This window comes from Pseudoalteromonas sp. TAB23 (genome assembly GCF_000498075.1).
GTDB lineage: Bacteria > Pseudomonadota > Gammaproteobacteria > Enterobacterales > Alteromonadaceae > Pseudoalteromonas > Pseudoalteromonas arctica.
Window position 1 is genome coordinate 1 of the sequence record NZ_AUTP01000335.1, and the last position, 10,446, is coordinate 10,446.

Here is a 10,446-nt window from a genome sequence, read left to right on the forward strand (position 1 = left end):
GGCGGTATTTGAGCCCTCTAACGATTTAAAAAACTTTTGCGAAGCCCCTCGTACGGGTAACGATCCCTTTAATAACAACAACCCCTACCCAGATCAAGCGGGTTCTGCCCTTTATGAAAAGCTTTGGCTTCGCTCTTGGAGCGACGAAACCTACCTTTGGTATGATGAGATTGCCGATAACGACCCTGAAAGCTTTACAACAGTAGCCGATTACTTCGCTCAATTAAAAACAGAGCAGCTTACCGACTCAGGTGCAAAAAAAGATAACTTTCATTTTTCAGAACCTACTGAAGATTACTTTCAAGAAGCGCAATCGGGCGTTACTTCTGGTTACGGTATAAATTGGGCGTTTATTGGCGATACAGCCGATCGTATTTTACGCGTTGCTTATCTTGAAGATGATTCGCCTGCAAGCCAAATAGGCTTTCAACGTGGTGATACCGTACTTTCAGTTGACGGTGTTAGCATTAATACCAATACAGAGTCGGGTGTAGATACGCTTAACGAAGGTTTATTTAGTCCTACTAACGGCGACTCACATACTATTGTTGTACGCAGTAACGATGGCGCCGAAAAAACATTTAATGTAACCGCTGGCAATATTGAACAAACACCTGTTCAAAATGTTAAAACGATTACAACCGCAAATGGTTCAAGCGTAGGTTACATGCAATTTAATAGCCACATAAGCATTGCCCAAGAAGGACTTATTGATGCGGTAAATAAGTTTAAAACCGATGGTATTGATGAGCTTGTAATCGACTTTAGATATAACGGTGGTGGTTTATTAGCACTGTCGGCACAATTAGCTTATATGGTTGCCGGTAATGCCAACGTTAACAACCGCTTTTATTATCAAACTCAACAAAACGATAAACAACCCGTTGATTCGCCCTTCCCATTTATTGATGAAGAAATAGATTACTCTACTTTTTTTAGCACAGGTGAAAACCTACCTGATTTAAACCTATCAAAGGTTTATGTATTAAGCACATCAGGCACCTGTTCGGCATCAGAAGCTTTTATTAATGGTTTAAAAGGTATAGACGCAGAAGTTATTTTAATTGGCGACAAAACCTGCGGTAAGCCCTATGGCTTTACCCCAACTCATAACTGCGCAACAACCTATTACACTATTCAGTTTAGTGGCGTAAATAGCAAAGGATTTGGCGAATACGCTGCGGGTTTTACACCAACCCCTACTCCACAATTTGATGCTGATGTTCAAGGTTGTGAAATTGAGGACGACTTTGATCATCAGTTAGGCGACAGTGACGAGGCCGTTTTAGCCACCGCATTATTTCATGTTGAAAATGGCAGTTGTCCAGTTAGAACGGCTGCTGCAAAAGCAGAACCCGCTAATTTTTCAAGCTCTCGTGAATCTCTCATTCCTTTAAATATGCCGGTACAATTTACCCAGCGTAATATGGACTTAACTTGGCCAACGCTGGGTGAGGAAAGGTAATGGCTAAATTATTACTCCCATTAGCCACCTTGCTCGCTTTAGGCGGATGCCAAAGTGTAGATAGTGAGCCTGCTAAACCCGCTATATTAACGAGCGTTAATCCCAGCGTTATTACAACACTACAACAGGCAATTCAACAAGCTAAGGGAGGCACATTAGTAACACTTGCCGATTCGGTATTTACTAAACGTAGCGAACTGCTAATTGATCATGCAATGAGTAAAGGGTCTGATGGCAGAGTAATTATGGGCGCGCATAATATAAAATCTGAGAAGTTTATTTTGCAGCTACGTAATAACCAATGTGAGCTTTACTATCCTAAAAAAGAGCTTACTACAGTACTTGAAGGTGTTATCTGTAAAGAGTTATAAGGCACTTTAAAGTTTATAAAAAAGGCGCGCAGCATATCGCTGCGCGCCTTTTTCTATTTTAAAGCGTTATTACAAGTCTTGATGCGGACCAAACACTTCATAATGAATCTGCTCGTTTTTAACACCTAATTCAAGTAACTGGTTTTTTATAAATGCCATAAAACCGGCAGGACCACATAAGTAAAAGTCGCCATTACTCAATGGTAGCTGTGCTTGTACTGCGTTTAGATTCATTAACCCAGTAAAGTCAGCGCCCTCTGTCGCTTGGTTAAACCACGTCATTGTTTGTAAACGGTTATAAACTGCATTTAACTCATTTAAATATTTTGAAAACGAATGCTGCTGAGTATTTTCGCAGGCATGTAAATACATAATCTCTTGATTAGAGTTGTCACTTAATAACGTTTCAAGCATAGCCAGCATTGGCGTTTGCCCAACACCTGCTGAAATGAGTACCGCTGGGTTTGTGTTATTGCGTAAAAAGAAGTCTCCTGCCGGCGGGTATAACTCAACAATAGTGCCTTGCTCTAATGAGTGTAAATAATTAGACACCATGCCAGGCTTTGGCTGTAGCTCTTTTTTAACACTAATACGGTAGTTTTTAGCGTTACTTTTTTGTGAAATAGAATACTGGCGAATTTCTTCATATTCAGCGCCCTCTGGCTTAACTTTAATACCTAAATACTGCCCTGGTTTATGTGTAATAACAGCTTCGCCATCAACTGGCATAAGTGTAAAACTCGTTACTAGTTCTGATTCAGCCTGTTTGTTGGTTATTTCAAATTGGCGAGTTCCCGCCCAACCACCGTGTTTATTTTTACTGTGCTCATACAAAGCAGCCTCTTCGGTTATACAAATATCAGCAAGTACGCCGTAAGCTTCGCGCCAAGCGTATTCAACATCGGGAGTAAATTGCTCAGGAATAAGCTCTTTTAAAGTACCAATTAAATGCGCACCTACAATAGGGTAATGCTCAGGTAAAATATTCAAGCTAGTATGCTTATGATTAATACGTGTTAGCGCTTCTTTTAATACGGCTAAATTATCAATATTTTGTGCATACGCAGCCAATGCATTAAAAAGTGCAAATTGCTGACGACCTGTATCTTGATTCGCCATATTAAAAATATTTTTAAGCTCAGGATTATGGCTAAATAAACGCTTATAAAAATGATCGGTAACAACCGTACCCGCCTGCGCTAATAACGGAACTGTGCTTTTTACAATCTCAATGGTTTTATCAGATAACATATGTGTTTCCTATGGATGAACTAACCACGACGCCCATCAACACGACGCCGCGTTAATATAGGTGTGCAGTGAATTAAAAATAATGAAAAAGCCACTAACCACAGCAAAGCACTTATTTGCCAAGCAAGGTGAGGCCCAATAATAAAAGGGAGTAATGAACGAGTAATAGCGGCCACAAGCAAAAACGCAAAAGCAACAGCCATGTAATGAGGAATAGCGAGTGTCCGCCCTGTATGACCATGTGATACACGCGTCATCATTGCTAAAATCATCATACCTATTGTGCCAATAGTGATTAAGTGCAGCGCATCTTTAAATTGTATTGCACTGCTATAAAAGCTAAATGCAACCATCACTAACCCTACGCCTAACGCTAAGTAGGAAAAATGTAAAGACCATAACAACGGCACTCTCAATACCTTGCTATCCCACCAAAAACCAGCCCTGACCAGATGAAGCGCAGCAATAGTTGCAACAACTAACGCAGGATTAATCGTGTTCAAAAACAACTTGTTGATGAAAAATAAAGTGATAGCCAAAATAGATAAATACATCACCGCTTTATCTATTTTAGGAGTGCGAACTTGTGCGGTTAAACCTAGACCTTTAGCGGTAAAAAATGGTAAAACGCGACCCGCAACAATGCCAACTAGTAAAGTAATTACCAGTACTGCGGTATCAACCACACCAAGTGCAAGCTGCATGTTTTTCTGTAAAATGAGTATTAAATACAATACATTTAGCCCACAAAGCACAGCTAAAATAGCTAAAAATGGATAGTTACTTTTGCTATTGGCTTTTAATAACATATTAGCCAGTACTGCTATGGCGCCTAACCACCAAATAACTTGTAATGTAAGTGCAGCATATAAATTAAAATGAGCAATATCAGGCAATATCACAAAAAAGGCTAAGCGCGCTGCAAGCCATATAAACGTAAGCCACATAAGGGCTTTGCCACTTATGCTCGGTACGCCTGTCCATGTTTGTGCAGCGGTAAGTAAAAAACCAACAGCTACAACTCCTGCAAAGCCAAACAGCATTTCGTGCGCGTGCCATAATGTCGCAGGTATCGATAAGTGCCAACTTGCATGGCCTGTTAAAATAAGTAGCCAATACCCCACTGACAAAAATGCCAATAAGCCACCGCCTAAAAAGAAAGGTCTAAAAGCGAGCATCCATAACGGCCATTGAGATACTTGATGAATAGCAACGCGTGCTGGCATTGGCTCAGTTAAGTTTATAGGGCGCATTATCGTACCTCCTGCCCTAAACCATGTTGTGCAACACAGCGCAGCACGTAACTTACTTTTAAAATAGCAGCAATAACAATAGTGCCAATATGAGCTGATACTTGCACCGCAATAGAAAAGTACTCAGCAAACGGGTAGCTAATTAAAATACTTGCCGTAATACACACTAAACTCACAGCTAATGCAGTATTGGCAGCAAATAATACTGTTTCGTATAGTGAACTAAACTGTGTTTGATTATTTAAATTATTCAGCATTAGTGTGTTCATGGCGATCTCTGTAACTAACTACGTTACTTAGCTATTACACATACTGTGCCAACAAATTTAATTAATTAAATTCAATAAGTTAAATTAAACCACTTTACAGTATGAGTCTTTATGACCTACTATAAATTAACTCATAAAAACACAAATAGGTCATTTTGACGTGAACCAGCAATTCAACCTTACACAAGTTGCTCTAGAGCTTGCTCAAAGTACACTACACGAGCATAGCTTTGATCAATTACTAGCAACGGTTGAGCGGGTTATTCCAAGTGATGCAAGTGCGTTATTAGTGCTTCAGGGCGAGCAATTAAAACCACTGGCAATTAAAGGGTTAATGCCCGACAGCCTTGGCAGACGATTTAAAATAGCAGAGCACCCTCGCCTAGAAGCTATTTGCAAAAGCACACTCGCGCTACAATTTGCGCACGACTGCCCACTACCCGATCCATACGACGGATTACTATTAGCTAAAACAGGCGACATACCGGTACATGCATGTTTAGGTTTACCCCTTTATGATAAAAACGCGCTACTTGGCGTACTTACGTTTGATAGCCTTAACGCCAATGCATTTAACAGCATAAGCGCTGATACACTCAATACCTTACAAACGCTGTGTAGTGCGCACTTTAAAACAGCTTTAGAGCTTGCCCATTACAAACAGCATGCACAGCACTCAAGTGCATTAGTGCAAGAACTAAATCGTGAAGCGTTAACACGGGACGGCGGTGAAATTATTGGTCAAAGTCCGCTAATGCAAACACTTAAAAACGAAATTAAACTCGTTGCAGCATCTAACTTTAGCGTGCTTATATTAGGTGAAACAGGAGTAGGGAAAGAACTTGTTGCGCGTAATATTCACTTAAATTCAGCTCGAAAAGATCAACCGCTTATTCACTTAAATTGTGCATCGCTTCCCGAAAACCTTGCCGAAAGTGAATTTTTTGGTCATGCGAAAGGGGCTTTTACAGGCGCACAAAATTCGCGCCAAGGTAAATTTCAATTAGCTGATGGCGGCACGTTATTTTTAGATGAAATAGGCGAACTGCCCCTGGCCATGCAAAGTAAACTATTACGAGTGCTACAAAGTGGCGAAATACAAACGGTAGGAGAAGACACGCCAAAGTACGTAGATGTACGCGTCGTTGCTGCAACCAACAGAAATTTAAAAGAAGAAGTAGCTCAAGGTCGCTTTAGAGCCGATTTATACCATCGCCTCAGTGTCTACCCTATTACTGTGCCACCACTTAGTAAACGCGAGCACGACATAACACTCTTAGCTGGTTATTTTATCGAGCAAACAGCCCGTAAATTAGGGATAAAACAATTAAAACTAAGCCCTGAAGCGCAAGTATTGCTTAATCAGTACAACTGGCCAGGTAACGTTCGCGAGCTTGAACATGTGATTAGCCGCAGCGCCCTAAAAGCAAAACAAAGCCAATGGCAAAATCCAATAATAACCATTACAAGCGAGCACTGTGATTTAACACCGAGTGCGCCGCAAAGCTCTCTAGTAGCAAGCCAAAGTACAACCAACACCTTAATCAACCAACCTTTAAAGCAAGCTGTAGAATCGTTGCAATACAACGTAATTACCGAGCAATTAAAGAAGCATAACTACAACTGGTCAGCAGCAGCAAGAGTACTTGAATTAGATAGAGCTAACTTAGTACGCTTGGCTAAACGCCTAGGCATAGAAGTAAAAAAAACACTATAATCATTTAAAACACAGCTAAAATGCTGCTAAAACTATTGATTAGCAGCTAACTTACTAAAGTGTGTTTTTAACAACCCTGCAAAAGCTTGTACTTTAGCAGTGCGATGCACTAAGTGATGCGTGACTAACCATACATCGGTAGGCCAGCTTAACTCACTGTGTAATATAGGTACTAAATCAGAATATTGCGCCGCTACGTCATGCTGTAATCCGCCAATGCCTAGCCCTTTAATTATTGCACGAGTCGCTTCTGCGGTTTCAGATACTCGCAGCTTAATTTGCGATGCAGGAATATGTTCATCAGCCCATGCAAAATAAGGCACGCGGGCATTAAAACCCGCCACACCCGATACAAAATTATGTTGTTGTAAATCACTTAATAATTTAGGCATGCCGTACTTATTAATGTAACGTTTATTCGCGTATAAACCCGATGATAACTGCGCTAAATGCTGAGCAATATAATCGCCCTCATCAGGTCTTGGGCCTGCACGCACTGCAATATGTGCTTGTCCGTGATCGAGTCTTAATCTTTTTTGTTCTAAAATAACCTCAAGCTGTACTTGTGGATGTAATGCCTGAAATTGCTCACATACATCACCAAGTACATCCATAAAGCCACTTACCGTCGTTAGCAACAAACTCCCTCTAAGGGTGCTATCGGCCGCTACTATATCGTTATGTAACTGCTCTAAGGAGCTATGAATAGTTTGCGCCGTTGCAAATAACTTGGTGCCAATTTCAGTAACCTTGTAACCACGGGCATGGCGATGAAAAAGGCGTGCATTTAAGTTTTTTTCAAGATTATTAATTCGCCTAAGTACTGTGCTGTGGTGCACATTAAGCTCTTCTGCTGCCGCCGTTAACGTGCCTAATCGTGCTACTTCAAACGCTACTTTAACGTCTTGCCAATCTTCAAATTTTATCGCCATGCTGCTTACCTTATACTTATGTGCATTTACGCACACAAGTGTTGCGTTTATTGGGGTTTTCTACAAGCAAAATTTTGCTACATTAGCGTTGTAAGTTTAAACACTAAAAGGTCACTAGCATGTCAGCACCAAAAATTGTCGCCCTAGCAGGAAGTCTTCGACAAGAAAGCTTTAATCAAAAAATTATTAATGAGGCAGCACGTTTTGCTCTACAAACAGGTGCTGAAGTAGAAGTAATAAAACTAAACGAATTAAACATCCCACTATTTAACGAAGATATTGAAGCGCAAGGTACACCAGGCGATGTACAGCTTTTAAAAGACAAACTACGTGCAGCTGACGGTATTTTACTAGCAAGCCCAGAGTACAACGGCTCTATAACTGCAGCACTTAAAAATGCGATTGATTGGGCATCGCGTACAGAGCAAGGTGCTGTTCCTGCTTTTCGTAATAAAGTAGTGGCGCTGTTTTCAGCATCACCAGGTGGACTTGGTGGGTTACGCGGTTTAAATCATGTACGTGATATATTAAGTGGTATTGGATCGTTAGTGCTTGCCGATCAACTTGCAGTACCCGCTGTACACACATTGTTTGATGAAAATGGGCAAATTAATGAACCTGTTACTGCAGAGCGAGTATCGGCGCTTGCTCATCAGTTAGTAAGCGTTGCAAGTAAGTTAAGGTAACTTGCACGCCTAAATAACTAATTACTTTGTCGCCGCGAGTTTTGCGGCGATAAAATCGGTATGCGTTACATATAAAAGCCCTGCTACTTTACGTATTACGTAGTCTTCTTGGGGATCTATTTCTCCATCGGCATACGCTAAGCGCCATAATAATTCTATTATTTCTATTCGCTGCGCCGCGCTGCAATGCTCATTAATCTGTTTTGAAAACTGAAAGTAATCTATCGAATCATCTAAGCTACTTGCCGCGTTATTAGTAAGCTCATCAACCTCAATATCTGTTAAATTAAAATACTTTTTTAAGGTTACAGTCAGGGTTCGTTGTTCATCATGTTCAAGCTTGGTATCTGCACGCATAACTTCAATTAATAATGCAGCAACAGCTGTTTTTAAATCGTGCTCTTGCATACTTGGCTGCTGCTCATCGAATACAGCAAAAAGTTGTTTTATTTGTTTGAACATCACACTTCCCTTTTTGGGTGTTAGACTAATACGTAAAGAAATCGACCTTATTACTCTTATTAATGGGTATAAAGTTCGCAAATTAAAGGATACATTTTATGAAAGGAATAAACGCACCACGCTTATTTATAGGCGCTACACTGGTGGCCCTTTCGAGTGCAAATACTGCACTTGCTGAAAAAGCCGAAACAGAGAAGTTCTACGACTTTGACAACAAAGTGCATTACTACCAAACAAAAATTGGCGAAGACAACTATAAAATAGAAATCCAGTCAGACGATTACAAACACTTTACCAATCAAAGTGTATTTTTATTACGCCATGCTGACCGTCTATGCCGCGGCAATACCTTTATGTTGAAAATACTTGAAGGCGTGCAAGAGTACGAGCGCTTTCCAACAAAACCACGTGCTTACCAACCAGATTTAAGTGTTTTACTACAATGCGAAACTAAAGAAGATACAAACAAGGGTAAGTAACCTTAGTCTTTATAACCCCAAGGTGCTGATGGTGGAGTAATCGGTTTCGTTAAATCAAAATCCACCTTAAACTCACGTCCTTGGCGAATTAATCGATAAGTAAATACTTCTGGGTAAATATACATTTGCCATGTATTACCTACAGACTGTGCAATGCCTTCTTTCACGAATAACTCTTTAGAGTATTGGTCTGCTGGAAACGACTGCATTTGCGCAAAACCTGCATCAAGCGTATGGCCACCATACATGGTTGATGCGTCGTCAGTTCCATCTTTATGACGATGATCGTGCTTTAAACTCAAGCCACTACCCGTTTTAGTTATGATCCACGTACGTGATGCATCGTCCCCTACATGAAACGGTACTTGTAACTCAGCCTCGCTACATTTACGTACATGCATAACCAGCTTTTTATCTGTAAATGAGCTTGGCCCTTTCGCGTTATCTACCGCTACTTCACCTTCAAAAGCTTTACCGCAATGCGCTGCAATACTATTAAAAAATGTATCGTGAGTAGGAATAGACACTAACGGTGCAGGGCGTGCAAAAGCTGTCGATGAAGCAACTATTAAAGTTGCTGCAGTTAATAATTTCATATGTTTCTCGTTATAGTTATTTTAAAACACCTGTAATAGTACAGTTTTCTTAAGTACTTTATTAGAAGTATCTATATAAAATTTAGAACAAGACAACTAGGTAAAACTACTAAATAGCGATTAACGACTAAATATCTCAGCCTTCATTAACAATCCGACTTTTATAAATATTAATTGCACACTTCTCGACTCGCCATTAGCCAATTACTTAATCACCATTTGTGATGCCTGCTTAATTGGCCCGAACGTTCAGCTTTTAGCTGTGTTAGATGCTACTAATCCAGCAAAAAGGCTTAATAAGGAAAACTTTGCAGCATCTATCGCGTTAAGCAATAACGTATGGGTTGACGCAGGTGTAATTATTTTAGCGGGTGTGAGTATTGGTGAAAGTAGTATTGTGGGTGCTGTGGTTACTAAAAATGTAATGCCTAATACTGTAGTAGCGGGTAACCCAGCTCGTGAAATAAGAACACTGTAGCTATTCTCGATGTGATTTTAACGTCGGGAGTCGCTACGCTCGCATCAGCGAGCACTTTAACTCGTTAAATTAAGTGAATTATTCACTAAGAGACGCTCCGCTATAGAGGAATCCCTGAATCACTTTTTTGCAGACGTAAAAAAGCCCGAATCGTTAGATTCAGGCTTTCTACAATGTGAAGCTTGTGTAATGTGATAGTGCCCACAGCGGTGGAGAGTCATAGTGAAAATGATGCGCACTCATTGCTGAGCGGATATTTTTCATGATTTTAACGTTGGGAGTCGCTGCGCTCGCCCGACCTACGTGATAGGTGTTGATGTGAGTGTGTATTAATTGTGCGTATTTTACTTTTCTGCAGACGTAAAAAAGCCCGAATCGTTAGATCCGGGCTTTCTACAATTTGAAGCCTGGTAATGTCCTACTTTCACATAGCAAATGCTACACTATCATCGGCGCTGTTTCGTTTCACTACTGAGTTCGGCATGGA

At 40.5% G+C, this 10,446-nt stretch carries 11 protein-coding genes and 1 pseudogene; 6 read left to right on the plus strand and 6 right to left on the minus strand.

What is annotated here, in order from left to right; genetic code table 11:
* Nucleotides 1-1,465, plus strand: a 1,465-nt coding sequence (locus tag L654_RS1000000128450) for a S41 family peptidase (RefSeq protein ID WP_024609098.1), incomplete at its 5' end; no start/stop codon positions are given.
* Complete coding sequence (locus tag L654_RS0122360; protein WP_024609099.1) at nucleotides 1,465-1,836, plus strand: hypothetical protein; 372 nt, start codon at nucleotides 1,465-1,467, stop codon at nucleotides 1,834-1,836. The genes L654_RS1000000128450 and L654_RS0122360, both read left to right, overlap by 1 nt.
* Before the next feature lie 69 nt (nucleotides 1,837-1,905).
* Here L654_RS0122360 and hmpA read toward each other — a convergent pair whose 3' ends face one another.
* Genes hmpA through L654_RS0122375 form a run of 3 tightly spaced genes read right to left on the minus strand, consistent with a single transcriptional unit; the run spans nucleotide 1,906 to nucleotide 4,609 of the window.
* Complete coding sequence (gene hmpA, locus L654_RS0122365; RefSeq protein ID WP_024609100.1) at nucleotides 1,906-3,087, minus strand: NO-inducible flavohemoprotein; 1,182 nt, start codon at nucleotides 3,085-3,087, stop codon at nucleotides 1,906-1,908.
* A gap of 20 nt (nucleotides 3,088-3,107) precedes the next feature.
* Complete coding sequence (locus L654_RS0122370; protein ID WP_024609101.1) at nucleotides 3,108-4,340, minus strand: NnrS family protein; 1,233 nt, start codon at nucleotides 4,338-4,340, stop codon at nucleotides 3,108-3,110.
* Complete coding sequence (locus L654_RS0122375; protein ID WP_024599630.1) at nucleotides 4,340-4,609, minus strand: hypothetical protein; 270 nt, start codon at nucleotides 4,607-4,609, stop codon at nucleotides 4,340-4,342. The genes L654_RS0122370 and L654_RS0122375 overlap by 1 nt, the downstream gene beginning before the upstream one ends.
* Before the next feature lie 160 nt (nucleotides 4,610-4,769).
* Here L654_RS0122375 and norR point away from each other — a divergent pair, with 160 nt between their 5' ends.
* Nucleotides 4,770-6,326: a nitric oxide reductase transcriptional regulator NorR gene (norR, locus tag L654_RS0122380; RefSeq protein WP_024609102.1), complete on the plus strand. Its 1,557-nt coding sequence runs from the start codon at nucleotides 4,770-4,772 to the stop codon at nucleotides 6,324-6,326.
* 32 nt (nucleotides 6,327-6,358) lie between these two features.
* On the opposite strand, the gene L654_RS0122385 is transcribed toward norR, so the two are convergent.
* Nucleotides 6,359-7,258 carry a LysR family transcriptional regulator gene (locus L654_RS0122385; RefSeq protein ID WP_024609103.1) on the minus strand — a complete coding sequence of 300 codons (900 nt, stop codon included), beginning with the start codon at nucleotides 7,256-7,258 and terminating at the stop codon, nucleotides 6,359-6,361.
* A 119-nt stretch (nucleotides 7,259-7,377) separates the two neighbouring features.
* On the opposite strand from L654_RS0122385, the gene L654_RS0122390 reads away from it, so the two are divergent.
* On the plus strand, nucleotides 7,378-7,944 hold the full coding sequence (locus tag L654_RS0122390) for an NAD(P)H-dependent oxidoreductase (protein ID WP_024609104.1): 567 nt from the start codon (nucleotides 7,378-7,380) through the stop codon (nucleotides 7,942-7,944).
* Nucleotides 7,945-7,965: 21 nt separating this feature from the next.
* On the opposite strand, the gene L654_RS0122395 is transcribed toward L654_RS0122390, so the two are convergent.
* Nucleotides 7,966-8,406 carry a TerB family tellurite resistance protein gene (locus tag L654_RS0122395; RefSeq protein ID WP_024609105.1) on the minus strand — a complete coding sequence of 147 codons (441 nt, stop codon included), beginning with the start codon at nucleotides 8,404-8,406 and terminating at the stop codon, nucleotides 7,966-7,968.
* A gap of 98 nt (nucleotides 8,407-8,504) precedes the next feature.
* Between L654_RS0122395 and L654_RS0122400 the strand changes: the two genes are divergently transcribed.
* Nucleotides 8,505-8,885, plus strand: coding sequence for a hypothetical protein (locus L654_RS0122400; RefSeq protein ID WP_024609106.1), 381 nt, complete (start codon nucleotides 8,505-8,507; stop codon nucleotides 8,883-8,885).
* 2 nt (nucleotides 8,886-8,887) lie between these two features.
* Here the strand turns inward: L654_RS0122400 and L654_RS0122405 are convergent, their stop codons facing one another.
* Entirely contained in the window at nucleotides 8,888-9,481 is a 594-nt protein-coding gene (locus L654_RS0122405) for a hypothetical protein (protein ID WP_024609107.1), read from the minus strand.
* Between the two features lie 145 nt (nucleotides 9,482-9,626).
* Here L654_RS0122405 and L654_RS0122410 point away from each other — a divergent pair.
* Nucleotides 9,627-9,959, plus strand: a pseudogene (locus tag L654_RS0122410) (sugar O-acetyltransferase); the annotation flags it as partial.
* Nucleotides 9,960-10,446: the final 487 nt, after the last annotated feature.

Coding starts and splice junctions, on each gene's coding strand:
- L654_RS0122360 (WP_024609099.1), top strand. CDS start 1,465: ATGGCTAAATTATTACTCCCATTAGCCACCTTGCTCGCTTTAGGCGGA.
- hmpA (WP_024609100.1), bottom strand. CDS start 3,087: ATGTTATCTGATAAAACCATTGAGATTGTAAAAAGCACAGTTCCGTTA.
- L654_RS0122370 (WP_024609101.1), bottom strand. CDS start 4,340: ATGCGCCCTATAAACTTAACTGAGCCAATGCCAGCACGCGTTGCTATT.
- L654_RS0122375 (WP_024599630.1), bottom strand. CDS start 4,609: ATGAACACACTAATGCTGAATAATTTAAATAATCAAACACAGTTTAGT.
- L654_RS0122385 (WP_024609103.1), bottom strand. CDS start 7,258: ATGGCGATAAAATTTGAAGATTGGCAAGACGTTAAAGTAGCGTTTGAA.
- L654_RS0122390 (WP_024609104.1), top strand. CDS start 7,378: ATGTCAGCACCAAAAATTGTCGCCCTAGCAGGAAGTCTTCGACAAGAA.
- L654_RS0122395 (WP_024609105.1), bottom strand. CDS start 8,406: ATGTTCAAACAAATAAAACAACTTTTTGCTGTATTCGATGAGCAGCAG.
- L654_RS0122400 (WP_024609106.1), top strand. CDS start 8,505: ATGAAAGGAATAAACGCACCACGCTTATTTATAGGCGCTACACTGGTG.
- L654_RS0122405 (WP_024609107.1), bottom strand. CDS start 9,481: ATGAAATTATTAACTGCAGCAACTTTAATAGTTGCTTCATCGACAGCT.